At 46.6% G+C, this 25,845-nt stretch carries 34 protein-coding genes and 2 tRNA genes; 22 read left to right on the forward strand and 14 right to left on the reverse strand.

All coding sequences use genetic code 11. The features are described 5' to 3' along the window. From PMI05_RS08030 to PMI05_RS08055, 6 genes are all read left to right on the forward strand, one after another. The coding region (locus PMI05_RS08030; RefSeq protein WP_007719766.1) for an ABC transporter permease at window positions 1–292 on the forward strand (292 nt) is incomplete at its 5' end. Beyond that, window positions 292–1,311 (forward strand): ABC transporter ATP-binding protein, encoded by a 1,020-nt coding sequence (locus PMI05_RS08035; RefSeq protein ID WP_007719768.1) that lies wholly within the window; start codon window positions 292–294, stop codon window positions 1,309–1,311. The genes PMI05_RS08030 and PMI05_RS08035, both read left to right, overlap by 1 nt. Continuing rightward, window positions 1,295–2,095 carry a DeoR/GlpR family DNA-binding transcription regulator gene (locus tag PMI05_RS08040; protein WP_007719770.1) on the forward strand — a complete coding sequence of 267 codons (801 nt, stop codon included), beginning with the start codon at window positions 1,295–1,297 and terminating at the stop codon, window positions 2,093–2,095. Before PMI05_RS08035 ends, PMI05_RS08040 begins: the two co-directional genes overlap by 17 nt. Continuing rightward, window positions 2,089–3,117 carry a histidinol phosphate phosphatase domain-containing protein gene (locus PMI05_RS08045; protein ID WP_007719773.1) on the forward strand — a complete coding sequence of 343 codons (1,029 nt, stop codon included), beginning with the start codon at window positions 2,089–2,091 and terminating at the stop codon, window positions 3,115–3,117. Before PMI05_RS08040 ends, PMI05_RS08045 begins: the two co-directional genes overlap by 7 nt. Before the next feature lie 73 nt (window positions 3,118–3,190). After that, window positions 3,191–3,267, forward strand: a tRNA-Arg gene (locus PMI05_RS08050). A gap of 134 nt (window positions 3,268–3,401) precedes the next feature. After that, complete coding sequence (locus tag PMI05_RS08055) at window positions 3,402–3,941, forward strand: hypothetical protein (protein ID WP_007719775.1); 540 nt, start codon at window positions 3,402–3,404, stop codon at window positions 3,939–3,941. Window positions 3,942–3,981: 40 nt separating this feature from the next. Here the strand turns inward: PMI05_RS08055 and PMI05_RS08060 are convergent, their stop codons facing one another. Together PMI05_RS08060 and PMI05_RS30875 are read right to left on the reverse strand one after the other, a co-directional pair. Next, entirely contained in the window at window positions 3,982–4,407 is a 426-nt protein-coding gene (locus tag PMI05_RS08060) for a hypothetical protein (RefSeq protein WP_007719777.1), read from the reverse strand. Window positions 4,408–4,609: 202 nt separating this feature from the next. Then, window positions 4,610–4,918 carry a hypothetical protein gene (locus PMI05_RS30875; protein ID WP_007719780.1) on the reverse strand — a complete coding sequence of 103 codons (309 nt, stop codon included), beginning with the start codon at window positions 4,916–4,918 and terminating at the stop codon, window positions 4,610–4,612. A 109-nt stretch (window positions 4,919–5,027) separates the two neighbouring features. Between PMI05_RS30875 and PMI05_RS08070 the strand changes: the two genes are divergently transcribed. Next, a complete protein-coding gene (locus tag PMI05_RS08070) occupies window positions 5,028–6,245 on the forward strand; it encodes a hypothetical protein (RefSeq protein WP_007719783.1) in 1,218 nt (405 codons plus the stop codon). 52 nt (window positions 6,246–6,297) lie between these two features. Here PMI05_RS08070 and PMI05_RS08075 read toward each other — a convergent pair whose 3' ends face one another. Continuing rightward, entirely contained in the window at window positions 6,298–6,876 is a 579-nt protein-coding gene (locus PMI05_RS08075) for a hypothetical protein (RefSeq protein ID WP_007719785.1), read from the reverse strand. Between the two features lie 102 nt (window positions 6,877–6,978). Here PMI05_RS08075 and PMI05_RS08080 point away from each other — a divergent pair, with 102 nt between their 5' ends. Together PMI05_RS08080 and PMI05_RS08085 are read left to right on the forward strand one after the other, a co-directional pair. Next, window positions 6,979–7,386 carry a RidA family protein gene (locus tag PMI05_RS08080; protein ID WP_007719787.1) on the forward strand — a complete coding sequence of 136 codons (408 nt, stop codon included), beginning with the start codon at window positions 6,979–6,981 and terminating at the stop codon, window positions 7,384–7,386. A gap of 139 nt (window positions 7,387–7,525) precedes the next feature. Further along, window positions 7,526–8,707 carry a NupC/NupG family nucleoside CNT transporter gene (locus tag PMI05_RS08085; protein WP_039960467.1) on the forward strand — a complete coding sequence of 394 codons (1,182 nt, stop codon included), beginning with the start codon at window positions 7,526–7,528 and terminating at the stop codon, window positions 8,705–8,707. A 70-nt stretch (window positions 8,708–8,777) separates the two neighbouring features. On the opposite strand, the gene PMI05_RS31025 is transcribed toward PMI05_RS08085, so the two are convergent. Next, complete coding sequence (locus PMI05_RS31025; protein WP_007719793.1) at window positions 8,778–8,954, reverse strand: hypothetical protein; 177 nt, start codon at window positions 8,952–8,954, stop codon at window positions 8,778–8,780. A gap of 85 nt (window positions 8,955–9,039) precedes the next feature. Here PMI05_RS31025 and PMI05_RS08090 point away from each other — a divergent pair, with 85 nt between their 5' ends. Next, complete coding sequence (locus PMI05_RS08090; RefSeq protein WP_007719795.1) at window positions 9,040–9,648, forward strand: hypothetical protein; 609 nt, start codon at window positions 9,040–9,042, stop codon at window positions 9,646–9,648. Window positions 9,649–9,715: 67 nt separating this feature from the next. On the opposite strand, the gene PMI05_RS08095 is transcribed toward PMI05_RS08090, so the two are convergent. Further along, on the reverse strand, window positions 9,716–10,126 hold the full coding sequence (locus PMI05_RS08095; RefSeq protein WP_007719798.1) for a DoxX family protein: 411 nt from the start codon (window positions 10,124–10,126) through the stop codon (window positions 9,716–9,718). A 196-nt stretch (window positions 10,127–10,322) separates the two neighbouring features. Between PMI05_RS08095 and PMI05_RS08100 the strand changes: the two genes are divergently transcribed. Next, window positions 10,323–10,670, forward strand: coding sequence for a helix-turn-helix domain-containing protein (locus PMI05_RS08100; protein ID WP_039960453.1), 348 nt, complete (start codon window positions 10,323–10,325; stop codon window positions 10,668–10,670). A gap of 103 nt (window positions 10,671–10,773) precedes the next feature. On the opposite strand, the gene PMI05_RS08105 is transcribed toward PMI05_RS08100, so the two are convergent. Further along, the gene (locus tag PMI05_RS08105) at window positions 10,774–11,130 is read right to left on the reverse strand and encodes a helix-turn-helix domain-containing protein (protein WP_007719802.1); all 357 of its coding nucleotides are present in this window, start codon (window positions 11,128–11,130) and stop codon (window positions 10,774–10,776) included. Between the two features lie 166 nt (window positions 11,131–11,296). Between PMI05_RS08105 and PMI05_RS08110 the strand changes: the two genes are divergently transcribed. Together PMI05_RS08110 and PMI05_RS08115 are read left to right on the forward strand one after the other, a co-directional pair. Next, window positions 11,297–11,509 (forward strand): helix-turn-helix domain-containing protein, encoded by a 213-nt coding sequence (locus tag PMI05_RS08110; protein WP_007719804.1) that lies wholly within the window; start codon window positions 11,297–11,299, stop codon window positions 11,507–11,509. Window positions 11,510–11,522: 13 nt separating this feature from the next. Then, complete coding sequence (locus PMI05_RS08115) at window positions 11,523–11,783, forward strand: hypothetical protein (protein WP_238543268.1); 261 nt, start codon at window positions 11,523–11,525, stop codon at window positions 11,781–11,783. Window positions 11,784–11,801: 18 nt separating this feature from the next. On the opposite strand, the gene nagE is transcribed toward PMI05_RS08115, so the two are convergent. From nagE to PMI05_RS08145, 6 genes are all read right to left on the reverse strand, one after another. Then, window positions 11,802–13,241, reverse strand: a complete 1,440-nt coding sequence (gene nagE, locus PMI05_RS08120; protein ID WP_007719806.1) for an N-acetylglucosamine-specific PTS transporter subunit IIBC — start codon at window positions 13,239–13,241, stop codon at window positions 11,802–11,804. A 152-nt stretch (window positions 13,242–13,393) separates the two neighbouring features. Then, entirely contained in the window at window positions 13,394–15,106 is a 1,713-nt protein-coding gene (ptsP, locus tag PMI05_RS08125) for a phosphoenolpyruvate--protein phosphotransferase (protein ID WP_007719813.1), read from the reverse strand. 35 nt (window positions 15,107–15,141) lie between these two features. Continuing rightward, window positions 15,142–15,399, reverse strand: coding sequence for an HPr family phosphocarrier protein (locus tag PMI05_RS08130; RefSeq protein WP_007719815.1), 258 nt, complete (start codon window positions 15,397–15,399; stop codon window positions 15,142–15,144). 30 nt (window positions 15,400–15,429) lie between these two features. Further along, window positions 15,430–15,927, reverse strand: a complete 498-nt coding sequence (locus PMI05_RS08135) for a PTS glucose transporter subunit IIA (RefSeq protein ID WP_007719817.1) — start codon at window positions 15,925–15,927, stop codon at window positions 15,430–15,432. 129 nt (window positions 15,928–16,056) lie between these two features. Beyond that, window positions 16,057–16,914, reverse strand: coding sequence for a glucose PTS transporter transcription antiterminator GlcT (gene glcT, locus PMI05_RS08140; RefSeq protein ID WP_007719820.1), 858 nt, complete (start codon window positions 16,912–16,914; stop codon window positions 16,057–16,059). Between the two features lie 367 nt (window positions 16,915–17,281). Next, entirely contained in the window at window positions 17,282–17,779 is a 498-nt protein-coding gene (locus tag PMI05_RS08145) for a ribonuclease H-like YkuK family protein (protein ID WP_007719824.1), read from the reverse strand. A 184-nt stretch (window positions 17,780–17,963) separates the two neighbouring features. Here PMI05_RS08145 and tadA point away from each other — a divergent pair, with 184 nt between their 5' ends. Beyond that, entirely contained in the window at window positions 17,964–18,446 is a 483-nt protein-coding gene (tadA, locus tag PMI05_RS08150) for a tRNA adenosine(34) deaminase TadA (RefSeq protein WP_007719826.1), read from the forward strand. Between the two features lie 39 nt (window positions 18,447–18,485). Here the strand turns inward: tadA and PMI05_RS08155 are convergent, their stop codons facing one another. Beyond that, window positions 18,486–19,205 carry a pseudouridine synthase gene (locus tag PMI05_RS08155; protein WP_007719828.1) on the reverse strand — a complete coding sequence of 240 codons (720 nt, stop codon included), beginning with the start codon at window positions 19,203–19,205 and terminating at the stop codon, window positions 18,486–18,488. A gap of 159 nt (window positions 19,206–19,364) precedes the next feature. Here PMI05_RS08155 and PMI05_RS08160 point away from each other — a divergent pair. The 3 genes from PMI05_RS08160 (at window position 19,365) to PMI05_RS08170 (ending at window position 21,418) form a co-directional block, all read left to right on the forward strand. Continuing rightward, a tRNA-Ser gene (locus PMI05_RS08160) sits at window positions 19,365–19,453 on the forward strand. A gap of 143 nt (window positions 19,454–19,596) precedes the next feature. Next, window positions 19,597–20,127 (forward strand): RNA polymerase sigma factor, encoded by a 531-nt coding sequence (locus tag PMI05_RS08165; RefSeq protein ID WP_007719830.1) that lies wholly within the window; start codon window positions 19,597–19,599, stop codon window positions 20,125–20,127. Continuing rightward, complete coding sequence (locus PMI05_RS08170) at window positions 20,111–21,418, forward strand: penicillin-binding transpeptidase domain-containing protein (protein ID WP_007719846.1); 1,308 nt, start codon at window positions 20,111–20,113, stop codon at window positions 21,416–21,418. The genes PMI05_RS08165 and PMI05_RS08170 overlap by 17 nt, the downstream gene beginning before the upstream one ends. A gap of 81 nt (window positions 21,419–21,499) precedes the next feature. Here the strand turns inward: PMI05_RS08170 and PMI05_RS08175 are convergent, their stop codons facing one another. Further along, a complete protein-coding gene (locus PMI05_RS08175; protein ID WP_007719847.1) occupies window positions 21,500–21,928 on the reverse strand; it encodes a DUF4275 family protein in 429 nt (142 codons plus the stop codon). Window positions 21,929–22,103: 175 nt separating this feature from the next. Here PMI05_RS08175 and PMI05_RS08180 point away from each other — a divergent pair, with 175 nt between their 5' ends. The 5 genes from PMI05_RS08180 to PMI05_RS08200 all read left to right on the forward strand — a co-directional run bounded on the left by PMI05_RS08180 (window position 22,104) and on the right by PMI05_RS08200 (window position 25,834). Further along, the gene (locus tag PMI05_RS08180; protein WP_007719849.1) at window positions 22,104–22,685 is read left to right on the forward strand and encodes a sulfurtransferase TusA family protein; all 582 of its coding nucleotides are present in this window, start codon (window positions 22,104–22,106) and stop codon (window positions 22,683–22,685) included. 13 nt (window positions 22,686–22,698) lie between these two features. Continuing rightward, a complete protein-coding gene (locus PMI05_RS08185; RefSeq protein WP_007719851.1) occupies window positions 22,699–23,850 on the forward strand; it encodes an MBL fold metallo-hydrolase in 1,152 nt (383 codons plus the stop codon). A 63-nt stretch (window positions 23,851–23,913) separates the two neighbouring features. After that, window positions 23,914–24,138 (forward strand): sulfurtransferase TusA family protein, encoded by a 225-nt coding sequence (locus PMI05_RS08190; protein ID WP_007719853.1) that lies wholly within the window; start codon window positions 23,914–23,916, stop codon window positions 24,136–24,138. A gap of 340 nt (window positions 24,139–24,478) precedes the next feature. After that, window positions 24,479–25,267 (forward strand): sulfite exporter TauE/SafE family protein, encoded by a 789-nt coding sequence (locus PMI05_RS08195; RefSeq protein WP_007719855.1) that lies wholly within the window; start codon window positions 24,479–24,481, stop codon window positions 25,265–25,267. Window positions 25,268–25,351: 84 nt separating this feature from the next. Beyond that, on the forward strand, window positions 25,352–25,834 hold the full coding sequence (locus PMI05_RS08200; protein WP_007719857.1) for a DsrE/DsrF/DrsH-like family protein: 483 nt from the start codon (window positions 25,352–25,354) through the stop codon (window positions 25,832–25,834). The last annotated feature ends 11 nt before the right edge of the window (window positions 25,835–25,845 follow it).

Consider the following 25,845-nt stretch of genomic DNA (forward strand, 5'->3'; position numbering starts at 1 on the left):
GGGTGGGAGCCACTGGCAGGCGTTCGTACGGATTATCGTTCCGAATATCATGTCTGGAATTTTCGTGTCCTCGCTCTTGTCGTTCTCCATTTTGTTTGGTGAATTCGTATTGATTAACATCCTGGTGGGAGGAAGATACGAAACCCTGCAGATGTATCTATACGCCAAGCTATCGTCAAGTGGACACGTCGCCAGCGCGATTACGGTCACTTATTTTGTCCTGATGGCTATTATCACTGGTCTGGTTGTAAAATTCACGCGCCGAAGCTTCGCACGCAAGGAGGTCCCCTGATGAGTTACGTCCAAATCGAACACTTGTCCAAAACCTTTCACGGTCAACACGTGTTGCAGCAACTCGATCTTGCGATTGAAAAAGGCGAGCTGGTTACCTTGCTTGGCCCTAGCGGGTGTGGCAAAAGTACGCTGCTACGCATCCTCAGTGGTTTGACGGCTCCTGATACGGGCATGATCTACATTGACGGCAAAGATGTGACGGACGTGTCGCCAAAAAACAGGCAGATCGGCATGGTGTTTCAATCGTATGCGCTTTTTCCCAATCTTACGGTCAGTCAAAACATTGCCTTTGGCCTGGAAATGAACAAAATCTCGAAAACGGAGATTCGGCTACGTGTCCAGGAAATGATTGAGCTGGTGGGATTGGTGGGAAAGGAGCAGGCTTACCCACGTGAATTGTCTGGCGGCCAGCAGCAGCGTGTGGCACTCGCTCGTTCTCTGGTCACCCGGCCAAAAGTGCTTCTGCTGGATGAGCCGCTTAGTGCGCTTGATGCCCAGATTCGTAAAAATTTGCAAAAGCAGCTACGCACAATTCAACGTGAGTTAAACATGACGACTGTGCTGGTTACTCACGATCAGGAAGAAGCCATGGCTGTCAGTGACCGCATCTATATCATGAATGGTGGACGAATCGTTCAGCACGGCAGCCCTCAAGAGATTTATACGCAACCCCGTTCTGAATTTGTTGCTCGCTTCATTGGCAATTACAACGTGCTGACTGCCGAGCAGCTTAAGCAAATCGCGCCTCATTTTTCTCATCCGGCAGTTGAACGTTTCGCAATCCGTCCTGAGACGTTTCGCGAACAGCCTTTGACTGCGGAGGACATCTGTTTAACCGGAAATATCGCTCAAGTAACCATGCTCGGCAATATCTCCCGTTACGAGCTGAACATTGGTGATGTTCCTGTACTAGTGGACACTCTTCACCTGTCCTTCGAGCAGGAGCAGATAGGCACAACAAAAACATTGTATATAGGTCCCAAGGATGTGATTCCGCTTTATGACACTATTGCCTGAAGAACGACAGCAAGTGATTCTCGAAGAATTGAACCGCCACGGTAAAATTCAGGTGATGAGTCTGGCAAAAAACCTGGCAGTAACACCGGAGACAATACGACGTGATCTGGACCAGTTGGAACAGCAACGTTTGTTAAAGCGAGTGTACGGAGGAGCAATCCCTTATCATTTGGCGAAGCGTGAGCCGCACTTTGAAAAGAAACAGGCGATCCAACAGACGGCAAAAACGAAAATCGGGCAAATAGCGGCAGAACTTTTGTCTGACGGGGATACCATCGTGCTCGATGTCGGGACGACAACACTGGAATTGGCACGTGCTATAAAGGGCCTCAACCAATTAACGATTGTCACGAATTCGCTCCCCGCCGCTTCTTTACTAAACGAGCTATTGGAAGCCAATCAATTCAACGGTCAGGTCATTATGCTGGGGGGGCTGACCCATCCGGCCCAAAAATCGGTTGCTGGGGCGTTTACTTGCGAGCTGCTCTCTCGTTTTCATTTTGATAAAGCTTTTATTTCCTGTGGAGGAATGACGGCTGATGGCTTCACCGATTATGACATGGAAGAAACGCTGTGCTCGACCATGATGATACAGCGGGCGGAGCAAGTCTATGTATTGGGAGACACATCGAAGATCGGCCAAACGCAATTTTTTCGTATTTGCGGCTGGAAGGATGTCAGCGCGGTTGTTTGTGACCAGCCGATGCCGGATGAATGGCTTTCTTCTGGCATGCAAACTACCTGGATAAGCGAACATCCGGGAAGGAGAGACTTCATATGCTGATCGACTATCATCTTCATCTGGAAGAAGGGCCTTTTTCATTGCGTTGGCTCGACCGTACCAATGCTGCCCTCGACCACTTTTATCCGCTATCTGAACCTCGACATACCCGTGCCTGGCTGCTGGGCAGTCTTGCGCGATTAAATAACCGGATGTCTCTTGGGGCATATGACCCGTCATGGATCGATCTGTATTTACGTGAAGCGTTAAACAAAGGCTTGAAGGAAGTGGGGATTGTCGATCATTTATACCGCTTTCGTGAAGCCCGTACCTACTTTGAACGGTATATGGAGCTGGGTGACACCGATTTGGGTCGCTTGCAGCGCACATGGCTTGATCAAGTATGCACCGAGAGCTTCAGCGACTTTTGTGTCGCCATTGAGGCAGCAAAGCAGCGTTGGTCGGCAAGCGGTGTGGAGTTACGGCTGGGGATCGAAGCTGATTACTTTATCGGCGGGGAAGCAGAATTGGAAAGCTTGTTGGCAGGTGCTTCGTGGGATTATGTGATCGGTTCCGTTCATTTTTTGCAAGGATGGGGCTTTGACAATCCCGAGACTCGCCATCTGTTTGAGCAGCATGACCTGAAACAGCTATACGCGGACTTTTTCCACACAGTTGAATCCATGATTAGGAGCAACTTGTTTGATTTTGTTGCCCATCTGGACAATCTGAAAGTGTTCTCCTACCGCCCAGAGGAATCGGAGCTAGTTCCCTATTACCACCGAATCGCAACTGCTTTGAAAGAAACGGATACAGCGACCGAAATCAATGCGGGCCTGTACTACCGCTATCCCGTTCAGGAAATGTGCCCCAGTCCCACTTTCCTCGACGTTTTGGTGGCGCATGGTGTTCCACTGACACTCTCGTCCGACGCGCACTTTCCCGACGATATTGGGAGATACGTGGCGGCGAATCTGGAGATCCTCCATTCAATAGGGGTAACGGAGATTGCCACTTTTTCCGGTCGTCAACGGATCATGAAGCCAATCCGTTATGCATCAGCTAGTCCAGACGAGAGCTGCTGACATGAACTGAAACGGATAGGATTTGCCGAAAAATGGATATACACATATAATAAGAAAGTAGGTGATCATACTTGTCCCCGTAGCTCAGCAGGATAGAGCAACGGTTTCCTAAACTGTAGGTCGGAGGTTCGAATCCTCTCGGGGACGCCATTGAAGGAAAAGCCTTGATGTATCAAGGTTTTTCTTTTTTATGCATACGCCCCTCATCGTTTATTTGGAAAATACGGAGACAAAGAACATGTCTTGAACGTATTACTTGTAGCAAAAAATGAACGAGATAAGGGGTGTTTCCTTTGAAAAAAGTAATCATGGGCATGGTCTTCGCTATTTTCTTCAGTGGTTGCAGCTCAGATGCGGTCGTACAAAATCAGACAGCCGCGCCACCTGCAAAAGAAGTAACGAACACTGGCACAGAACCGAAACAATCGGTCGACAACTCTACAAGCTATAACCAAATCGCAAGCTATATGGAAGAAGAGAGCAAAAAAGCTTTTTCCCCCTACTATGAGCTCGTCGAGTTTACCGTATCAGATTATGAAGAGAAAACAGTGAACGGAAAAGTAGAAGCGACGTTCGGGTATCAAATGAAATACAAAAACATTGAGAAAGACCCTGACACCGTGGACTACATCAAAGCGGCAAAAGAAAAGAACGATCCCAACTACCAACAGCTGTATGATGAATATTTGCAGCCCAAGGACATGAGCTTTCATTTGAAAGCCGTAGTTGAAGATGCGGACTCCATAACGCTTTACACCAATGTGAGTCCAAAAGGAATTCAATGGGAAAAGGCAGTCATGTCTGATTTTATCCTGAAGAAATAAGATAGCGACTTAACTGTAAGGACCGCGTAATCATGCGGTCTTATTCATTTTTCTCGCACCAGTACTCATACTCGTTGTCGATCCAATCTTTGATATGATCGTAATTCTCCCAAGTATCTTCCACGTGATACACACTTGGCTCACAATCAAACGCTTCTAGATAATGATAGCGATACTCTCCCGTATCGAAATCGAAGTAAAACATCGCGAACTGGTTTCCACCTTCAGTCAGCATGTCTTTTGCAAATACTCCACCCGTCTTCTCATAAACTTCAGGGCCAGTAATCTTTCTTTGCTTAAAATCAGCGATGAGGTTTTCGAAACTCTTTTGAAAATCTTCGCTAACCATATCATTTTCAATCAACCAGCCAATGAAGAAGCCTGTATGTACGTATGCCTGCTTTTGTGGAAGATCTTCCTCAAAGTTTTCGTAATGATATTTCGCTTTATCGTATACCGTTGTCACTAGCGAATCCTCTCTTTCTAATTGCCTATTTTCCAAAAATTATACAGGATAGATGTAATCGTAAAAAGTCAAAAGAGGATGAAGAAGGAAGGGTAGGAATTTTGTAGCATTACCGTGATGCGGAGTGGTAGTATTTAACTGTTATATAGAGAACCATTGGTTGGTTCATAGAGGGGTCATATTTCATACGGAAATTGCTTGCCTATTTTCTTAGCGCTGTAATGATTAGTCTAGTAATCCTTCCTGTAGAGCCTGCGTCATCTAGAGGCTCAAGTTCATCTAGCTCCAGTAGTTCAGGCAGAAGCTCAGGTTCGTCTAGTACCAGCTCATATTCGTCCGGCAAAAGTTCAGGATCATCGAGTACCAGCTCATATTCGTCCGGCAGAAGTTCAGGGTCATCTAGTACAGGCTCATATTCGTCTGGCAGAAGTTCAGGGTCATCTAGTACAGGCTCCTCCTCATCCAGCAAAAGCTCGTACTCTTCAGGAAAAAGCTCAAGCTCAACCAGCAAAAGTTCAAGCTCCTCGATAAAAAGCGCAAAGCCTTCAAGCGGTTTCAAATCATCCAAGCCGGTTAAAATCAAAAAGCATGACGATGACGACGATGATGATGAAGAAAACGTGGAAGAGGAGACGAGCGAAGAAGCCGCTGCGGAAGAGGAAAGAATCCAGCGGAACGAACTCTTAATACAAATCGATGGTGGTATTGGACCATACCATTTACAACCGAATCAATTTTATCATACGACCATATGGGGTGACCCAACTTATAATGGTTCTCTATACTTTACCGTACATAATAACGGGCAGTTAGAAGAGGTAGATGAGACTGAGTTAGGTGGGGCAACAGTATTCAATATTCCATACAATTTCGATCCAACGCCATTTGAAAAAGAGTTTTATCTTAATAGCCTGCCAACGGATCAAATCTATGTGGCATCCTTTCAATATCAGGATATTTACTTGTTTTTAGACCCAGATGGTCTCATTCAATGGCTCCCTAAATATGAAGCCTTAGAGAAAAACCTCCCCATTATAGAAGCGGAAGAGGTACTGCTGTCAGAGCAGACACTGGAAATGCATAGCAACCAAATGGCCTTGCATAATTTCCCGAAAAACAAAGTCTACCGGAAGAATATCAATAGAATTCCGAGGTATTTTCTGTTTAACAATGAAGAAAATGTTCAGTTAGTAGGAAAAAAAGAACTTAAGAACTATGAAGTTTTGGAATATGACCAGATGATTGATCCGACTTCTCCTGATCTTTTGAACGAGATCGAAGAAAAAATCCAAGATTCAGGGGTCCCGACAGGATACATATATCAGATGACAGTGAACAATGCCCCGCGACATTTTATCTATTATGGAAGCCGTTCGGTTGGGTTTGTAAAGAACCTGTCGTCTGTTGAAGAAGGATATAAGGTTCGCGATTTTGAACAGGTTGTCCAAAAGATGCGGAAAGAAAAACAAGAAGAAGAGAAAAGGCAATCGATCTGGAAGCTGTATTTGATTACAGCCGGTGCGATTATGTTCGGCATTTTTCCTTTATCTTATTGGTTTATGAATAGAAAAAGAAAGAAGAAGAAACAACCTCCTAACAAGATCATTACGAAAAATACGAAAAGTACGAGAAAGAAAAAGAATGTAGAGCCTGTAAAGCCTGTAAAGCCTGAAAGAACACCGATTCAACAGCCCCTACCCAAAAAGAAAGAAATAAGAGTAGAAGAAAAAAAGAAGTATGACGGCGGACTGTTTCAGCAATTTGAAGCCGCAAACAAAAAAGAACAGCCGAAAAGCTCTGGAAGCGGGCTGTTTGATCAATTTAAAAACAACCATTGATAAGCAAAAACCCGTCCTCAGTTTAGCTGGAGACGGGTTATTCATTCAATATCTATAACGTATACTCACTTAAAATAAACTGCGGAGCTAACAAGTACTCGACGGGATATAAATCATTTCTTCTTGTTAGTAAGGCCTTCACTAACCCAATTTGATACTCTCCCGTAATTTCAATGATCACGAACGCATCCTGCTTCTCATTCAGAGGGTAAATCACATTGTTCGAATCAAAGACTTTGTGATCCATATCCAATGTAACCAGGTGAGAGGGGAGACCTTTCCACTCAGTGCGATAAACCACAAACGCTTTATTTTCTAACAAGTGAACCAGCTTGTCTTTGGATAAATTCAGTTCAATCCCTGTCATGTAGCCTTGCTCATCGAGATCATTCTGGTACTCCTCATCGATCTCATCGCCAACCGCCTTTTCGTACGTTTTCGTGGAAAAACGCATGTCATCCAACAGCTTTCCCCTTTTGAAATCAACAACTAACGGGATGTGCAACAAGGAAGGATCGACATAACGGCTAATCTTGTTATCCTTCTCCTTTTGATAATCTATCATTTCCTTATCGGGTTGCTGCAAATATATATAGCCCATGTTGCAGTAAGCATCACATGTAATAATCATGAGGCGTTCCTCTCTTTCTTTGAGAACTTGAAGAATGGTCAGAATTTTTTGTGTATAATAGAATAGTTTACCAGCAAATGTGAATCGGAGGGAGCATATCGGATGCAAAATGATAAGCGAATCAAATTCATTAACCCTGAAACAATGCCACCTACGTTTGGCTACACCCATACGGTGGAGGTTCGGAACGCACGGACGATTTATGTATCGGGTCAGGTGGCTCTCAACAAGGAAGGCCAAGTGGTCGGCACAGGAGATTTAGCGGCACAGACGAAGCAAGTTTTCGAAAATATCCAATTCGCGTTAGAAGCGTCAGGAGTCAGCTTTGATCATGTGGTGAAATTGACTTTTTTTGTGACCGACATCTCCAAGATGCACATTGTCCGTGAGATTCGAGATCAGTACGTGAATACAGAAACTCCGCCAGCGAGCTCTGCCGTTGAAGTGAGCAAGCTCATTAGGGACGAGCTGTTGATTGAGATTGAGGCTATCGCTGTGGCAGATATATAGTTGTCTCATCCCCCTTCTGTTCGATTATTCATCGTTCAGGAGGGTTTTTTTGTGCTCTTTTGGGAAGATTATGGAGCGAGATAAGCGGATCGGCAATGTACGTGTCGGCTCTAAATCTTTTGCTATTGGAGTTGGTTGCATGAATTATATCATCGCAGGTATAGGTTTGATCACGGTATTTTTGCTTGCTTGGCTGGCAAGTAGTAATAAAAAACGTATTCGATATCGTCCTATCCTCATCATGATTCTGATTCAGATCGTGTTTGGCTTGCTGCTGTTGCGAACGAATATTGGACTCATTTTAATATCAGGCATTGCCAACAGTTTTTCCGTACTCCTGGAGTATGCTTACGAGGGGATCAATTTTGTTTTCGGTGGCATTGCGAATCCGGGTGCGTCGCCATTTTTCTTACAAGTGTTGCTGCCCATTGTGTTCGTATCCGCACTGATAGGCATTCTGCAATACACGAGGATCCTCCCTTTATTTATTCATTATGTAGGGCTTGTGTTGAGCAAAGTGAATGGTATGGGAAAATTGGAGTCGTATAATGCGATTGCCTCAGCGATCGTCGGGCAGTCCGAAGTGTTTATTACCGTGAAAAAACAGCTCGGTGCTATACCCGAAAACAGGCTGTACACATTGTGCGCCTCTGCGATGTCTACCGTGTCTATGTCGATCGTGGGTTCCTTCATGACCATGCTCAAACCGGAGTATGTAGTAGCTGCGTTGGTACTTAACTTATTTGGTGGTTTTATCATTGCTTCCATTATTACGCCGTATGAAGTGAAGCCGGAAGATGATTTGCTCGATCAAGAAAAAGAAGAGAGACAGGCCTTCTTTGAAATGCTCGGGGAGTACATTCTGGATGGATTTAAAGTAGCCGTAGTCGTGGCCGCGATGTTGCTCGGATTTATTGCAATCATTGCGATGGTGAACGGGTTATTCAGTGCGGTATTCGGTATCTCGTTCCAAGCGTTGTTAGGGTATGTCTTTGCGCCCCTCGCTTTTCTTATGGGGGTTCCTTGGCACGAAGCTGTACAAGCGGGAAGTATCATGGCCACTAAAATAGTGGCGAACGAGTTTGTCGCCATCCTCGACTTTACGAAAATTCAAGGTCAGTTAAGCGAAAGAACGGTCGCCATCGTGTCGGTGTTTTTGATCTCGTTTGCAAACTTTGGCTCCATCGGGACAATTGTTGGCGCGGTAAAAGGCTTGAATGAAAGGCAAGGAAATGTCGTCGCCCGGTTTGGACTGAAGCTGTTGTATGGGGCAACACTCGTCAGCATTTTGTCAGGAATTATCATCAGCATTGTGGTGTGAAGGGGACCCTTTCCGGGGTCTTTTTTTGTTAGGTACGGTTTCGTAACCAAATGATGGGGAGCAGCGTCTATCAATTGAGATATTCGTCTTTATTTCTCGGATCGTATCCTTCATCAAAGGAATGGGAATCACGGTTGTTACGCTCTATGAGGACTCTCTGCTTCCGGCGCTTGGCAATCCAATCGATGATAGCTCCAATCAGCAAGAGACCTCCGAAAATAAGTACGACGAGTAACCAGAGTGGCATTCATACAACACCTCACTTTTACTAAAAGATATGTCTTACCAGTGACGAAGTTGCGATGAGACCATTTAAGAGGAGATGAAGTCGGATGAGAAAATGGGTGTGTATGACTGTAGTGGCAGGTTTGATTGTGGGAGGCTGTTCACCTAACACGAGTGTATCAACAGATTCTAAACAACCGCCTGTATCTGAGCAGAAGCAAGAGGCGGGAAATAGCGGTGACGACCAAAAGCAAGAGAAGCAAACCGCTACCGTGCGCCAAATTATTCTGGACGATCAATTTTTAAAGCAGCTATCCAAAAACGAAATCAGTGGCTTCGATATCCACATCGGGATGAAGCGGGATGAGGTTTCTGCGCTATACGGCAAGGTAACGAAACAAGATTATTGGGATGGCGGGCGCTATGAAGCCTTTGAGAAGCTAGAGAGTGCACTCATTTATTTTGATGGGCAGGATCGCGTGTATGGAATTGATTTAGCTGGTCTTCATCTAAATGAAACGAATCTAGACACAATCCGTAAAAATCTGGGCGCGCCTGTCAGTGAAGAGAAGAGCATGGCCGATGAGGATTTTGTCATGTTTTTTGAAGCGGGAGATAACTCCTTATTTATTAGTGCAAAGGACGAGCAATCACCAGCAGACAAAATAAGGATCATCAATAAAAAAATGATCGAGGAATCGCCGCAGAAAGAATAAAGAGAAAAAGCCAGTCAGAAGGCTCGAAAATGACCTTCAGACTGGCTTTTATACGTTAACAATCGCATTACTCAACCGATCTTTTCCCAAACAGGATAGCGTCGAGTGCGAACTTGGAGCTGCCGCTGATACCAAGAGAAACCAACATCGCTAGCAAGGCCAGATCCAACTCATAACCAGCTCCACCTTCACCGCCTAGGAAGCCGGCAGCGAGCTTGGCTTTAAAGATCGCACCAAGCATGACAACAGACAACGCACCTGCGAACACGCGAGTACCCAGACCGAGAATCAAGGCAATACCACCTACTACCTCCAAGAAGGCAACGAGATAAGCAATGAATGCAGGGAGTCCCATGGTCCCGAAGAAACCAGCGACATTCTCCAGCCCCATTTGAAATTTAGCTACTCCGTGAATGGCAAAAGTAAGACCAGCAATCACACGTAGAATAAGTGCGCTCCATTCAAAACGATTAGACATGTATGAATCCCTCCGAAAATTTAAATGCGTAACAAAGTTACTTTTCGTTAGTAAGTATACAATAATAATTTCCTAAGTCAAGTGATTCAATAAAATCCCAACAGTTGGCAAGTGCAATTTTCAAATGGATTCGCATCATTGGTTTTGATGGATTGAACAAAGAGCGGTATACTGGAGGGAGAATGAGGTGATACCTATGAAACAGTCTACCCTCTGTCCCAAGTTCGAAAAAGGTATGCAGTTGTTGGGGAAGCGATGGACAGGTCTAATCTTATACCAGTTGTTGTCGGGACCACAGCGATTCTGTGGATTGGAAGGGGCCCTGCCAGTAAGCGGAAGGCTACTATCTGAGCGTTTGAAGGATTTGGAGAAGGAAGGACTCGTGCATCGGCAGGTGTTTACTGATTCTGCTCCTGTCCGCGTAGAGTATTCCTTAACGGAGATGGGAAAAGCTCTGACTCCAGTGCTCAAAGGAATTGAGTCTTGGTCGCAGAGCTGGATCGAGTTGAATGCAGACGAAATGGCTAACGACAGCGAAGAATAACACAGCCTATATAAAAAAGCATCAGGAGAGTATGCCTGACGCTTGCCACGATGAAGACCCCTGGAGACAGGGGTTTTTCTGTTATTCGTTAATCTTCAAATCTTCAAGAAGGGTCTTCGTTCTTTTCTTGCAAAGCCTTCCACTTTAAAAATTCAATATGGCGCTTGACCTCAATCAGTTCGTCCTCTGTCAGGCCATCGACATCTAAAAAGGTCGCCGGTGTTTCCCGGACAGAACCGCGTTTCCAAGATGGTTCCTCCGTGCGCCCGTGGAGAAAATCGGTGGATACTTCAAATAAATCTGCGACTTTGGAAATCAGATGAAAATCGACGCCTTTCTTTTCGCCTGACTCGATTCGCGAAAGTACCGTATTATGTATGCCCAGCTTTTCAGCTAATTGAAGTTGTGACCATTGTTTTTGCTCGCGCAGCCATTTTATGCGTTGACCAATTATGGACATCGTGAGACCACCTTTATCGTTTTGGCAATTCCATTCTAACAATTTTCCAAAACGGAAAAAACAAGATTGCTAATATGACAAAATCTGTATTGACTTTGCTAAAATTGAAAGGATATGATGTAACTATAAATATTTGCCATTTTTGCAAATCAGGAGGAGATAACTGGTGGAACGACTCAACCTCCCGTTTATCGCGCAACGACGTAATGAGTGCAAGCTGACCTTGCAAGAAATGGCGGAAGCACTCGGGTTTCGAAATGCTTCGACATACTTGAAGTACGAGAAGGGAGAATATGATTTCAAGGCTAATCATCTGCCAGTGTTGGCTAAAAAACTAAGATGTAGCATGCTTGATTTTTTTATTAGGTTGGTTTGCTGATTTAGCAAAAGGGGTGGGGGGCTTGAACGCTTGGGAGGCAAATAGAAGGCAGCTGGAAATATGGAGAAAGACCTTCGCTTACGAAATTGAAATGATGGCGCCACAGAGTCTGCCGGCTTGCGAGGGATTTCTCGAGCGCTTGGTCATGTTTGAAAAGGAGTTGGAAAATAACGCGCGATGCCCATATAGTACGACACATGATGGGAATGATGCCGGGTCGCGTCCGTTACCCATTCAGGAAACAGAAAAAAGCCCGGTACGGACTTCGCCGTGACCGGGCATTCTTTGTATTTTACAGCTTGCTGATCTCTTCTTTTAGCAGCTCCGAATGGGTTCCGAAGACAACTTGCACGCTTCCTTGACCCAGTCGCATAACACCTGCTGCACCGAGGTCCTTCAAAGCTTTGTCATTGACCTTCTTGTCGTCCTTCAAGACGAGACGCAAACGGGTGATGCAAGCGTCTACGCTAACGATGTTTTCTTTTCCACCAATGTGAGTGAGCACTTGGATCGCTTTATCCTGCATCGAATTGTTCCTTCCTTTAGCTGTAGCTGTCATATCTTCGTCATCCTCACGCCCTGGAGTCTTGAGGTTCAGCTTTACGATTAGGAAACGGAACAGGGCGTAGTAGACCACGGCGAATGCCAGACCAATCGGGATGATCATCCAAGCATTCGTAGAGAGGTGGTAGTTGATGCCGTAGTCGATCAGACCCGCTGAGAATCCAAAGCCGTGCTTGATACCCAGAGAGGTCACGATATACCCGGACACACCTGTCAATATCGCGTGAACAAAATACAGGAGTGGAGCAGCGAACATGAACGCAAATTCAACTACCTCGGTAATCCCGGTCAGGAACGAAGCGAGAGCTGCACCAATAAACATAGAAGCAACTACTTTGCGTTTTTCAGGGCGCGCTGAGTGAATAATAGCGAAAGCCGCTCCAGGAAGTGCGAACATCATGATCGGATAGAAACCAGTCATAAACATTCCTGCTGATGGGTCTCCCGCAAAGAAACGATGCAAGTCGCCGTGTACCACTTTTCCTGTCGCATCGGTAAAGTCACCGATTTGGAACCAGGCAATCGCATTGAGTACGTGGTGCAGACCAAATGGAACGAGCAATCGGTTGAAGAATCCGAACAAGAAAGAACCTGTTGCGCCGAGACCTACGATCCAAGAGCCCAATGAGTCAAGGGCGATCTGGATCGGCCCCCAAATGATCCCGAAAATCAAGCCGACGACAACCATGGAAAGAGAAGTGATGATCGGGACGAAGCGTTTTCCACCAAAGAAGCCTAGCCATTCTGGCAGCTTGATCGAATGGTAGCGGTTGTAGAAAAACGCTGCAATACCACCCGCCATAATACCACCGATGACACCCATGTTCAGTTTTAAATCGTCCGCGATGAAAGGCATGGCAGCAGGAACAGCTGCAAGTACTTTCGTCAATACGACGTAGGCAATGACAGCGGCCAAAGCAGCAACAGCATCTCCAGCCAAGCCAATGGCAACACCGACAGCAAAGATTAATGCCAGGTTGTCAAAAATGGCTGCACCGCCAGCAGCCAAAAGCGGAGCGATGTACGTGTCCATGAATGCACCAAAGGCGCCGAGATTGAGGTCCTTCTCGAATTTGAGAAGACCAAAGCTTTGCAAAATCGCTGCGGCTGGCAACGTTGCGACCGGGAGCATGAGGGCTCTTCCAATCTTTTGCAGAAAAGCGAGCATAGGATAAAACCTCCTTGGAATGGAATGAATTTATCAGGGAAGCCGCTCTCCGGATGAATGGCAAAATGATGAGGGCACAAGGAATAAGCCGGAGAGAGACCATTCTGATCGATATATTGGAAGCGCTTTCACTACTCGGGCGACAAAACCTTTTATAAGGCTTTGTCTTTCAGATATTGAACGACCTCGTCTACAGTAGAGAGTGTAAGAACGTGCTCAGCCAGTTGTTTGGCTTCCTCTACGCTGGTGGAACGGATACGTTCTTTGACTTTTGGCATGACGGAAGCGGCACCGCTGAACTCATCGAGTCCCAATCCGAGCAAGAGCTTGGTCGCTAACGGATCTCCCGCCATTTCCCCACACAGCCCAGTCCAAATGCCCGCCCTATGGGAAGCCTCGATGACTTGGGAAATCAATCGTAATACGGCCGGATGGTAGTAGCTGTACAGATCGGCGATATTGGCATTCATCCGGTCTACAGCCAAGGTATATTGAACGAGATCATTCGTGCCGATGCTGAAAAAGTCTACCTCTTTCGCAAACGCATCTGCTTGCAGGCAGGCACCCGGAATTTCCATCATCATGCCTACTGCGATGTTCTCGTCAAAAGCGATCCCTTCTGCTCGAAGCTCTGCTTTCGCTTGCTCCAGCAGTCGTTTGGCTTCACGCAGCTGCTCCAGATGGGAAATCATCGGGAACATGATCAGCAGGCGACCAAATGCGCTAGCACGCAAGAGAGCGCGTAATTGCACCAGGAACAATTCCGGTCTGGCTAATGAAATCCGCATGGCGCGGAAACCAAGGAACGGGTTTTCCTCCTGTGGAAGCGCGAGTGCCGGCAAATGCTTATCGCCGCCAACATCCAAGGTGCGAATGATGACCGGCTTGTCGCCAAAAGCAGCGGCTACGTGCTTGTATGCAGCAAATTGTTCGCCCTCATCGGGAAGGGTGCTGCGATCCATGAACAAAAACTCGGAGCGGAACAACCCGATTCCTTCTACACCAGATGCAATCAGTGCATCAGATTCTTCTGGCACAGCCATGTTTGCCATCAGGTGAACGCGGTGGCCATCGGTTGTTTCGGCAGGCAGTTCTTTAATGGCTTCGTACAATTGGCGTTCCTTTTCTTCCTGCGCGGCTTTTTCCTGATAGGCAGCGAGTGTATCCGCATCAGGCGAAACAATCAGCTGTCCAGAGGTTCCGTCGATGATCAGCAAACTTCCGGAGTCTACTTTTTCCATTAAGGTATCGCCTGCACCCATGACAGCGGGAATTCCGAGAGAGCGTGCCAATATGGCTGCATGAGAGGTAGCGCCGCCTTTTGCCGTGACAATTCCTCGGACATGCTGGAGCGGAAGTTGAAGCGTTTCGGATGGGGTGACGTCCCAAGCAACCAGAATAAAAGGCTCTTCCGGGTAGGAGATGAAGGTGTCACCGCCCGAAATATTTCGAATCAGACGACGGCTCACATCACGAATATCATCCGCGCGCTCCTTCATGTAGGCATCGTCCATACTCTCAAAGAGAGCGATGAACTGATCGGCTACTTGCGAGACGGCGGCAGATGCCACCAGTTGTTGATTTTCGATGAGCGCACTCATCTCCCCGACAAATGCCGGGTCATCCAAAAAGGCAATATGAGCAGAGAGGATGGCCGCCTTTTCCGAGCCTAATTGTTCCTCTGTCTGTTCTCTTAGCTTTTCCAGTTGTTCGCGTGCTTGCTCTACGCTCTTGTTAAGTAGTCCTAACTCCTGAGTCGTATCCACTGGAGTGGTGGACTCTGCCTGCGTGATGGCTGTCTCGTGTGTGAGGCGTAAAACAGGGGCAATCGAAATGCCAGCGGATACCGGGATTCCTTTTAACATACATCCTTCACCTTCCTGTCCGTACACGGTATGGTTTACGAGGATTGTTCCAATAGCTGCTGAATCGCAGTGGCTACGTTTTGTTCATCCGCTCCGTCGATCTGAACGGTCAGGGTGTCGCCTTGGGAGACACCCAACGTCATGATGCCGAGAATGCTTTTGCCATCTGCGTGTTTTGTCCCTTTGCTCAGCGTAATCTTTGACTGAGATTGCGATGAACAATTCACGAGTAGAGCTGCTGGTCTCGCGTGGAGCCCACCCTCTACATTGACGGTTACTTCAAATTGAACCATGTTGTACCTCCCTCAACCATGCGCTTCGCTTTATTTTAAGACGACAGTCATAAGTGGCTCTTGGCCTGCTTGCACAGTTGCTTTCGCCACCACATTTTGTTCAGCAACCCGATCACCGTTTGTAATAACGATCGGTGTTACGATCGGACAACCCGCATCTTCCAGTACACTCTTGTCGAATTGGATGAGCTTGTCGCCAGCTTTCACTTGATCGCCAACCGAGACAAACGGGGTAAAGCCTTTCCCGTTTAATTTCACAGTATCAATTCCGATATGCATCAATATCTCAAGACCACTTTCAGTCGACAGCCCGATAGCATGGTGAGTAGGGAAAAGATGCGTTACCTTTCCATCGACAGGGGAGACGAGCGTGTCTGCACTTGGCAAAATCGCTACACCATCACCGACGACTTTACCTGCAAATACAGGATCAGGAACTTCGGACAGAGGGAGTACGGTACCTGTTAATGGTGCAAGAAAGGTTACCTCTTGTTGTTGTTTTTTCCGGGAAAAAAGACTGCGTAGCATAGTATCCTCCTTTTGCGTCTGAACCAAAAAAGGCATGAGACGGTTGAATTCATACGACGACATACTTACTATGTCCGTATGATCTCACCGCTCATGCCTAGTCGAGCTAGTAACACGCAGGATTATGATTTAATTTTGTTGTAATAAGCGATAAAGGTGCAGAGCCATGTAACCAACCTCGTCTTCTGGTACAGCAATCTCGAGACGGGTGGAGATGTATTGAGCCAGCTCTGTTGCCAATTGATAGGCTTCTGGCATAGTGGTTTTGACTCGGTCCAGAAGCGGGTTCTTGATGAATTTTTGTTGACGGATGCGCTCAACGGCAAAGCGCAGATGGGTAATGAGGCGAACGTAATCAATGGTACTGCGTTCAATCGTAATGGCTGTTCGCTCTTCAATCAGGCTTACCAAATCCGTGATGATGTTGGTGAATTGGACAGCCTTTTTTACTGGGACGTAGCTGATCGCGGAGTGAATGTGCAAGGCCAGAAATCCGATTTCACTATCTGGAATGTCCAGGTCGAATGCGTTTTTGATCATATCCGCTGCCCGATTCGCCAGCGCGTACTCCTTCGTGTACAGCGTCTGGATTTCGAACAAGAACGGATTCACGATCTCCATGCCGTTATTGAGCCGATAGATCGCAAACTGGATATGGTCAGGCAAGGCAACGTGGACGTGTTCGTTTAATTCTGGCGTAATCTCTATCGCAATGAGAGCGATGATTTCTTCCGCAATTCCTACTACAGCAGGATCTACTTGGCTCAAGATGTTCTGATACTGCTTCTGATGATTTTCATTTTCGAGCCTGAAGCGCTTTTCCACACGCAAGTCTTGGGCGGGGATGGTAATCCCGGGTTTTGCGCCAAATCCGATTCCTTTTCCGAACAGGACAATTTCTTGGCCGGATCCGGGTTCTTCCACGAGTACGACGTTATGGTTCAACACACGCGTAATTGCGTACGTTTTTTCCTTTTCACGGGACAATCCATTCCACCACCTTTTGATAGACAAAAACGGTCCATGACCGTATTTGCTTACCGCAAGCGGTCACATCCAATTTAATGAAAAACGCCGATGAACCATGACGTTAATCAGAAAAAAGAGCCGAAAAAACCTTTTTAACAAGAAAAAGATCTTCTCGGCTCATGCCTGCATTACCAGTAACACGCCTTGTGAAAACGCTTCAATTAAAGCTTATAATAGCTCACGTCTCGTACATTGTCAATCACCCTGTTTACGTGAAGAAACACGGTGGGCAGGAGATGCAAGAGCCTGTCCCGAATTGTTTGAACCATCAGGATAAGAGCAAAACAAAGCCAAGCGGACGCCTCATAGCAATCCGCCTGTTTTGTTACTTGGTGTACTTGTCGGCAATCGTAGATGCACAGAAGGAGTTCGGTTTGATTTCGGCACGAAAGTGATTGGTTTCTGCTAAGCTCAACAAAGACTGGATAAACTTACGGGTAGGGCCATTCGTACCGATATCAAAATGCAGGCGGATGGGAGTATCTAAGTGGTGGTCCCGCAAATATTGGCGTACTTCTGTGGCAAGTCCGACTGCGTACATCGCTTCCTGAAATATACGCTGTTGCAAGGATGAATACCGGCGTTCCTGAAATTTGTGATAGAAGAAGGTACCCCCATGGCCGGGACGAATCACTGTGATAACAAGGGCAAAAAAAGTCCCGCGGCTTTTTAATTGAGAGTCGGCCCCCACAATAATTTCAAATGGACCATCTATTGATGAGATGGTATGTTCGATGTGGGAAAACACTTCTTCTTTTGCCAGTAGACCTCTAGTCGGACTGTGAAAGCGATCAAATAACGTATTTGCAGAGGTTAAGCCCACTCACATCCCTCCAGAAAGAGGCTAACAGAGATTTGCATACTTCTTCCTTACATCATTAATGTATGTAATCTCTCAGATAGTATGTGAACGGGTAGGGACAAAAACTTCTTGAATCAACTTTTTTGGGTAAAATGGTCCGTTTGTTCGGGACGAAAGACTGTTTTTGAAGGAGCTTTAGGGAAACGTGATACAAACAAATGAACATGATTATTATATGAAACAAGCCATGGAAGAGGCCCGGAAAGCCGCTGCGATTGGCGAGGTTCCGATCGGTGCGGTCATCGTGCGCGACGGGGAAATCGTAGGTCGCGGCTACAACTTGCGTGAAACACAAAAAGACCCTACCTTGCACGCGGAATTGATCGCGATACGGGAGGCAAGTGAACGCTTGGGTGGATGGCGCTTGATCGGATGTACGCTGTACGTGACGTTGGAGCCGTGTCCAATGTGTGCGGGTGCAATCGTTCAAAGCCGCATCGAACAGGTCGTGTATGGCGCTCGCGATCCGAAGGCGGGCTGTGCTGGGACATTAATGAACCTGCTCGCGGAACCGCGCTTCAATCATCAGGTGCCAGTCATAGAGGGTGTGCTTACAGAGGAATGCGGGCAGATGCTCAAGGACTTCTTTCGTGGATTGCGAAAAAAAAGACAGCCGGTACAGGAATGACCGGGCTGTCTGGACAAACCGTCTGCATGCAGGCGGTTTTTATTTGTTTACGTTTTGCAGCATGTGCAGCTCTTCTTCAGTCAGTTCGCGATACTCACCAGGGGCAAGGGACGGGTCAAGGTGAAGCGGGCCCATACGAATCCGTTGCAGATAGGTGACCTGCAGGTCGAAAGCAGCAAACATCCGCTTTACCTGATGGAACTTTCCTTCCATGATAGTGACACGAATCTCTGATGTTTCTCCCGAAGAGAGAATCTCCAGCTTGGCTGGCAGTGTAGTAAAGTCCTCTAATTCCACGCCTTTGGCGAACTCCTGTACGTGGTGCTCAGTGACCCGGCCATCGATGTGTGCAAAATACTCCTTGTCCACTTTCTTTTTCGGGGACAAGAGGCTATGGGAGAGCTGACCATCATTGGTCAAGAGCAAGAGACCCTCTGTATCAATATCCAGTCGGCCTACCGGATGCACCTTGATAGCCCACTCGTACGGGAGCAAGTCCACTACGGTTTCATGAACATTGTCCTCTGTAGCAGAAACCACTCCAGGCGGCTTGTTCAGCAAAACGTATACCCAGCGCTTAAAGTTAAGTGGTTCTCCATCCACAAGAATTTCCTGTTCCTCGGCAATGACATGCATCCCAGGGTCTGTTGCGACAACGCCGTCCACGACGATCAGTCGCTGTTTCACTAATGCTTTCACTTCCTTGCGTGTGCCGATTGCCATATTGGCCAGCACCTTGTCCAAACGTTCACGTTTCATATATGTTCCTCGCTTTTCTTCTGATCGGATACCAATCGTGTGTGCTGTTATTAGTTTGGCCTAATGAGCCGCGCAAATCAAGGGGAATGCAGAGGAATGAGTCTTGCATTTTTGACTATATTTTGCTATAGTAGATAATGTTTCTGACAAACTAAATATGGAGAGATACCCAAGTGGTCATAAGGGGACGCACTCGAAATGCGTTAGGCGTCGTGAGGCGTGCGTGGGTTCGAATCCCACTCTCTCCGCTTAGATTTTTCGGATCAAAGAGAATGAAGCATATTTTTGCCAGTGCGGCAGAGATATGCTTCATTTTTTTATATCACAAAAACTGTAAGCAAATTTTAATTTTGCGTCTAATAAGATACAAACTTCATAAAGGAGCGTACGAATGGATTCCGATGACCGAATAGAGCGATGGTTCCAGCAATACGGCCATGATATTTACAATTACCTCGCGTATTTTACCGGACGTAGAGATGTAGAGGATTTAGTCCAGGAAGTTTTTACGAAGGCGCTAAGAGCCTTATCAAGTTACGAAGGAAGGGCACAGCCCAAGACATGGCTTCTGACCATCGCGCGCCATGCAGCGATCGATTATAGGCGTAAGCAAAAAATGATGGACTGGTTTCCCGAAAACGTCCTCCGACTCCTCACTTCCAAAGAGCGTACACCTGAGAAGGCATTGGTGTTAAAGGAACAATTGCAGGAAGTTTATGAAGCGATGAATCACTTGAAAAGCACGTATCGAGAGGTTCTAATCCTGCGATTGATAGAGGGAGTATCTACAGCAGAGACGGCAGAAATCTTGGGCTGGAGTGAAGCAAAAGTCAGCACGACGCTCCATCGAGCTATCAAGGAATTGCAAAAACAAATGGGCAATAGCGGCAGGGAGGTCAATCTACATGACGCCATCTTTTGAAGAAAAAGAGATAAACACAGTGCTGCAAGCATTTCCGTCGCTTCAGATGGACGAGGACAAACGATGTGAAATCGCGAGTCATATCCGTCGAGAAAGGGAGCTGCTCGTACAAATGAAAAGGCGAAAAAAGTATGCCAAGTTCATCGGGGGCGTAGTTGCTTCATTTGCTTTATTGTTTATCGCTTATCAGTGGATGCCTTCGGAGGTAACCCCATCCGTGCCAAGTGCACAACAGATGAATATAGAGGAGGATCAAAAGGCACAAGCCGCGGGAACGACATCCCAAACAGATATGGTTCTGACCCTCGATTCACAAATTCAGGAGTATATAGAAGAAGCGATACATAAGACCGGTAAAGCCTATCAGCCCGAGAATATGACAGTAATCGTTACCGATCCAAATACTGGGGAAATTCTTGGGATGGGGAATCTGAAAAGACCAACTGACCAGGTTCCACACATAGTCAGGGCGATACCAGATCCTGTGGCCGCATTTCCGATCGTGACGTTGGCGGCTGCTATTGAAGAGGGGAAGTATGATGACAACGAAACTTATAAGTCCGGAACCTACGAGATTACCCCCGGCAAGTTTATAAAAGACCATAATGTTGGTTATGGCTGGGGACAGATTACGTATTTAGAAGGTATCCAACGTTCTTCGCAAATCGCTTTTGCCAAGCTCAGTGAACAGATACCAGAGGACTCGTTGCAGCAATATTTTGAACGGTTCGGTTTTGGAGCGAAAACGGGAACCGAACAAATAAATGAACAGCCTGGAAAGATACCAAACATGGATACTCCCTATGATAAGGCAATGGCAGCTTATGGACTTGGGGGCTCTGCCTCTGCAATTCAACAAGTAGCTGCTGTCGGGGCCATCGCCAACGGGGGTGAATTGATGAAACCCCATGTCACGAGGGAGGAAAGGAATCACATTGACAAAGGGCGTCGAGTCATATCAGAAGAAACAGCCAAACAGGTTCGAGAAGTTTTAGAAGTGGTAGTAAAAAACAAGCCTGGCTTAGATACAGCCTTTTCCATAAAAGAACATACAGTCGCTGGGCGCACAGGAATAGTGGGGAAACGCGACCAGCAAGGAAACTTCATCGAAGGAAAATATACGTATTCGTTTATCGGATTTGCACCAAGCGATGATCCAAAGCTATTGGTTTACATAGCTGTCGATAACCCGAATACAGACCTCTGGTTAGGATTATGGGGGAAAGAAATTGTTGCTCCCCCTTTCAAAGAAATCATGGAAAACAGTTTGCAGTATCTCCAGCAACGATAATCAACCCATCAATCAAAAAAGGAAGCATAGCGGTATACCCCTATAGGTATCTGTATGCTTCCTCTTTTTGTTTTCCCCATCCTACTTCCTACAAAAATAAGGCCCACACCACTTGGTTTCATGGGTCTTCACATACGTCCACGTAAAATCCTTATCCACGACGTACACATCGTATTCCTTTTCCAAGTCCGCGACAGAAAACGCCGCAGCATTTTCCAAGATCAACACTTCGTTGGAAAGCTGGTAAAACACATAGTACGACTCATGGGCAACTCGCTGAAAGGCTTCATCCGCTTCCTCGCGTTCAAGACAATCCCTCAGCTTATTGCTGAATAAATGCCACAGATACCCCTGGTAGCCGTCTTTATTTTTGAGAAAAATCCTCTCTTTATTTTCTTCGGTCAGATGGCCCGCAAAATGCTTCTCCCATTCTTCCCGTAAGTACGGTCCCCAAATAGATAGCTCCGTTGTCTTCGTGTTCTTCTCCTTCATCCGATCAGCTAGTTTCATTGGGCGCCTCCATGTTGGTACAAGTTCATCTCTAAGAAAATACGTATGAAAGAGTGGGTCGGTCACGTCTCGCCTATTGACAAAGAAATACTGGGCACCTATTATAATACCCATAGGGGTATATGTATAAAATTGATCGATCACATTTTCATTCAAAACGTAGGAGGTAGACAACATGTCCGTACAATCGAATTTTTCTGCTGATAAAACGTTAGATTGCAAAGGCTTGGCATGTCCAATGCCTGTCGTACGCACAAAAAAAGCGATGGAAGAGATGTTACCGGGTCAAGTGATGGAGGTACAGGCGACGGATAAAGGGTCAGTGGCTGACCTGAAGAGCTGGGCAAACAATACGGGCCATGAATTTTTGGGCACGATTCAGGAGGGGGAAGTCTGGAAGCATTTCCTGCGAAAAGCGAGTACCCATGAGGTGAAGGAGGAGACGAGCTTCCTGCGGACCATTTCTAATGAAGAACTACAAAAAAAGCTGGAAGCCAACGAGAAGCTGACGCTCATTGATGTGCGGGAACCGGCAGAATACGCTTTTCACCGCATTTCTATAGCCATTTCAATACCCCTGGGAGTATTAGAGCAGCGCTTGGATGAGTTACAGCCCGATGACGACATCTATATCATCTGCCGATCCGGCAAACGCAGCGACATGGCTTGCCAGTTGCTGGCCGAAAAAGGTTTTACCAAAATCACCAATGTGCTACCGGGTATGTCTGGCTGGAATGGCCCGGCAGAAAAACAGTAAGGGGGAGAGATAGATGATGGAACAACAAACAAGAGTGAAGGCAATGACAGCACATGAGCTAACGCAGATTCTCTTTGCGCAGGAGGAATTGTTTATTCTCGACGTTCGCAATACGAGCGATTACGAGGCTTGGCAAATCGAAGGGCATCGAGTAGTGAGCATGAACATCCCTTACTTTGATTTGCTGGATGGGGTGGAGGCTGTTCTTGATAAAATCCCTGTGAAACAGAAGGTTTTGGTCGTCTGTGCTAAAGAGGGCTCGTCCATTTTTGTCGCAGAGATGCTAGCAGAAGCGGGCTTTACCGATGTTTCTTTCCTGCAAGGAGGAATGAAGGCGTGGAGTGAGCATCTGGAGCCAGTGAAGGTGGGTGATCTCCGTGATGGCGGTGCGATTTATCAGTTTGTCCGCATTGGAAAAGGCTGCTTGTCTTACATGATCGTATCAGGAGGGGAGACGGCTGTCGTCGATACATTACGGATGACGGATGTGTACGAAGCATTTGCAGCAAAGCATCAATGGACGATCAAACATACCATCGATACCCATCTGCATGCGGACCATATTTCCGGTGGAAAGAAGCTGGCAGATCGGCTCGATGCATCGTATTGGCTTCCAGAAAAAGATGCGGAAGAAGTTACGTATTCCTATCGTAAGCTAGAGGAAGGGCAGGAAATTCAGGTGGGTGCAACCAAAATCGCGATCCTGCCGATCTATTCCCCCGGACATACCATCGGGAGTACGTCACTGATTGTCGATGATACGTATTTTCTCACGGGAGACAGTCTGTTCGTCGCTTCGATCGGACGCCCGGATTTGGCTGGGAAAGCAGAAGATTGGGTGGGAGACCTGCACAACACCTTGTATAATCGATATAAAGAGCTTCCCGAGCATTTAGTCGTGTTGCCTGCTCATTTTGGCAGATACATGGAGCTTGGTCCAAAGGGTGTCGTATCTGCCCGTTTGGGTGACCTGTATCGCAACAATCCAGGGCTAACGATTGCGGATGAAAGTGAATTCCGGCATATCGTTACGCATCATTTGCCGCCGCAGCCGAATGCGTATCAAGAAATTCGTCAAGTGAACATGGGGAAATTAAAACCGAGCGAAGAGGAACAACAAGAGATGGAAGTAGGGCCAAATCGCTGCGCCATTCACGATAAATAACGGAGAGGTAGTTCAAAAAATCGTCTTTTGATCACGCATTTATATAACAGGAGGAATGAAAACATGGCGGATATTGTGGTAGATACAAAAGGTCTGGCTTGCCCGATGCCAATCGTCAAAGCCAAAAAAGCAATGGACGGAATGCAATCCGGTCAAACCATGGAGGTACTCTCGACGGATAAAGGCTCTCTGAACGATTTCACCGCATGGGTCAAGCAAACAGGGAATGAGCTGGTTTCCCATGAGGTTGAGAACGGTGTGTACAAATTTTTAGTGAAAAAGCTGTAGGGAGACAGAAGCGAGCACTATTGGATGAAGCCGCTAACGGTTCGTGTAGTGCTCGCTTACTCCTGATTTTCATAAACGATACGTACGCCAAGGTGCGTATAGATTTCTTCTTTGTAGTGGCCATTAGGGCATTGTTTTTCACTGAACAAGGCATTTTTGTGTGAGCGCAAAGGTTCTTGGCAGGTGGGGCACCGGTGCTGAAAAATGGATTTGAAAAAGCGGATCATTTAAATCACCTTATTCACAGTTATTTACTTGGGATTAATTTTACTTGAAGATCGTTCATTTGAAAAGAGGGTTGAGCATTCCGATGTGTTAGGTAGGAATGCGAGGAGGATATATGGACGTTTTACTGCTTCTGCTCATGATCTCTCTCGGTTTTGTCGGCTCCTTTTTTTCCGGATTGCTCGGGATTGGCGGAGCGATCATCAGCTATCCGATGCTTCTGTTTATACCACCGGCACTAGGTGTGGCGCAGTTTTCCGCCCAGGAAGTTTCGGTGATATCGATGTTTCAAGTATTTTTCGCGTCGCTGTCTGGCGTACTGGCTTTCCGCAAAAGAAACGGGAAAAACTCGCCCCTGATTCATAAAGGACTCGTCAGAGATATGGGGGTAAGCATCTTGACGGGAAGCCTGATTGGTGCGGCTCTCTCCCAATACTTGTCGAATGAAAGTATCAATTTGGTATACGGGATACTGGCGATCATCGCCGTGATTTTGATGCTCGTGAAAAATAGGGGAACAGAAGCGGCAGCAGGGGAAGTCACATATAACCGTTTCATTGCTGCTGGTGCTGCGTTTGCTGTAGGCATCGTATCCGGGATTGTCGGTGCAGGGGGAGCGTTTATCCTCATTCCCATCATGCTGACCGTGTTGAAAATACCTACGCGCGTGACGATTGCCTCCTCTTTGGCCATTGTATTCATCTCCGCAATAGGTGGTGTGATCGGGAAGCTGTCGGGTGGGCAAATTCCGCTCTTGCCCGTATTGTATACGGTCATCGGAAGTGTTTTGGGGGCGCCGGTGGGCAGTATGGTCAGCGCCAAGAGCGATGTGAAATATTTGCGTTATGGCCTGATTGTGCTGATTAGTGGAACAGCTATCAAGATTTGGAGTGACATTCTATAAGGAAAGATGCTTTTCGTTGCAAAAGCTTCTTTCGCTTATTTTTATACCTATACAAGTATAAGTATTTCAAAGGGGTGTTCTTACATGGAAAAACAAAAAGAAAAAACGACGATTGTGTTGTTCAGTGGTGACTTGGATAAAGCGATTGCAGCCTTTATTATTGCGAACGGAGCGGCGGCTTATGATCATGATGTCACGATTTTCTTCACCTTCTGGGGACTGAATACCATGCGCAAGGACGAGATCGTGAAGGTAGAAAAGGGATGGCTTGAAAAAGCATTCGGTTGGATGATGCCAAGAGGCGCCAAGAAGCTCGGACTGTCTAAAATGAACATGATGGGCATGGGACCAGAAATGATCAAGCATGTCATGAAAAAACACAATGCCCTGACGCTTCCACAACTAATCGAGCTGGCTCAGGAGCAGGGAGTGAAGCTGGTCGCTTGTACGATGACGATGGACTTGCTCGGTCTCAAACAGGAGGAATTGCTCGACGGAATGGAGTATGCAGGTGTAGCTGCTTATTTGGGGGATGCGACACAGGCAAAAGTAAACCTGTTTATTTAAAACAGCTTGCG

Source organism: Brevibacillus sp. BC25 (assembly GCF_000282075.1).
Taxonomy (GTDB): domain Bacteria; phylum Bacillota; class Bacilli; order Brevibacillales; family Brevibacillaceae; genus Brevibacillus.

What these genes read in the sequence shown, in the direction of transcription:
- PMI05_RS08090 (WP_007719795.1), top strand. Translation starts at nt 9,040, where the DNA reads ATGAGAAAATGGGTGTGTATGACTGTAGTGGCAGGTTTGATTGTGGGA.
- PMI05_RS08135 (WP_007719817.1), bottom strand. Translation starts at nt 15,927, where the DNA reads ATGCTACGCAGTCTTTTTTCCCGGAAAAAACAACAACAAGAGGTAACC.
- PMI05_RS08035 (WP_007719768.1), top strand. Translation starts at nt 292, where the DNA reads ATGAGTTACGTCCAAATCGAACACTTGTCCAAAACCTTTCACGGTCAA.
- nagE (WP_007719806.1), bottom strand. Translation starts at nt 13,241, where the DNA reads ATGCTCGCTTTTCTGCAAAAGATTGGAAGAGCCCTCATGCTCCCGGTC.
- PMI05_RS08130 (WP_007719815.1), bottom strand. Translation starts at nt 15,399, where the DNA reads ATGGTTCAATTTGAAGTAACCGTCAATGTAGAGGGTGGGCTCCACGCG.
- PMI05_RS08105 (WP_007719802.1), bottom strand. Translation starts at nt 11,130, where the DNA reads ATGTCCATAATTGGTCAACGCATAAAATGGCTGCGCGAGCAAAAACAA.
- PMI05_RS08095 (WP_007719798.1), bottom strand. Translation starts at nt 10,126, where the DNA reads ATGTCTAATCGTTTTGAATGGAGCGCACTTATTCTACGTGTGATTGCT.
- PMI05_RS08185 (WP_007719851.1), top strand. Translation starts at nt 22,699, where the DNA reads ATGATGGAACAACAAACAAGAGTGAAGGCAATGACAGCACATGAGCTA.
- PMI05_RS08100 (WP_039960453.1), top strand. Translation starts at nt 10,323, where the DNA reads ATGAAACAGTCTACCCTCTGTCCCAAGTTCGAAAAAGGTATGCAGTTG.
- PMI05_RS08045 (WP_007719773.1), top strand. Translation starts at nt 2,089, where the DNA reads ATGCTGATCGACTATCATCTTCATCTGGAAGAAGGGCCTTTTTCATTG.
- PMI05_RS08085 (WP_039960467.1), top strand. Translation starts at nt 7,526, where the DNA reads ATGAATTATATCATCGCAGGTATAGGTTTGATCACGGTATTTTTGCTT.
- PMI05_RS08165 (WP_007719830.1), top strand. Translation starts at nt 19,597, where the DNA reads ATGGATTCCGATGACCGAATAGAGCGATGGTTCCAGCAATACGGCCAT.
- PMI05_RS08180 (WP_007719849.1), top strand. Translation starts at nt 22,104, where the DNA reads ATGTCCGTACAATCGAATTTTTCTGCTGATAAAACGTTAGATTGCAAA.
- PMI05_RS08200 (WP_007719857.1), top strand. Translation starts at nt 25,352, where the DNA reads ATGGAAAAACAAAAAGAAAAAACGACGATTGTGTTGTTCAGTGGTGAC.
- PMI05_RS08040 (WP_007719770.1), top strand. Translation starts at nt 1,295, where the DNA reads ATGACACTATTGCCTGAAGAACGACAGCAAGTGATTCTCGAAGAATTG.
- PMI05_RS08170 (WP_007719846.1), top strand. Translation starts at nt 20,111, where the DNA reads ATGACGCCATCTTTTGAAGAAAAAGAGATAAACACAGTGCTGCAAGCA.
- PMI05_RS08075 (WP_007719785.1), bottom strand. Translation starts at nt 6,876, where the DNA reads ATGATTATTACATGTGATGCTTACTGCAACATGGGCTATATATATTTG.
- PMI05_RS08080 (WP_007719787.1), top strand. Translation starts at nt 6,979, where the DNA reads ATGCAAAATGATAAGCGAATCAAATTCATTAACCCTGAAACAATGCCA.
- PMI05_RS08155 (WP_007719828.1), bottom strand. Translation starts at nt 19,205, where the DNA reads ATGAAACGTGAACGTTTGGACAAGGTGCTGGCCAATATGGCAATCGGC.
- PMI05_RS08195 (WP_007719855.1), top strand. Translation starts at nt 24,479, where the DNA reads ATGGACGTTTTACTGCTTCTGCTCATGATCTCTCTCGGTTTTGTCGGC.
- PMI05_RS31025 (WP_007719793.1), bottom strand. Translation starts at nt 8,954, where the DNA reads ATGCCACTCTGGTTACTCGTCGTACTTATTTTCGGAGGTCTCTTGCTG.
- PMI05_RS08190 (WP_007719853.1), top strand. Translation starts at nt 23,914, where the DNA reads ATGGCGGATATTGTGGTAGATACAAAAGGTCTGGCTTGCCCGATGCCA.
- ptsP (WP_007719813.1), bottom strand. Translation starts at nt 15,106, where the DNA reads ATGTTAAAAGGAATCCCGGTATCCGCTGGCATTTCGATTGCCCCTGTT.
- PMI05_RS08175 (WP_007719847.1), bottom strand. Translation starts at nt 21,928, where the DNA reads ATGAAACTAGCTGATCGGATGAAGGAGAAGAACACGAAGACAACGGAG.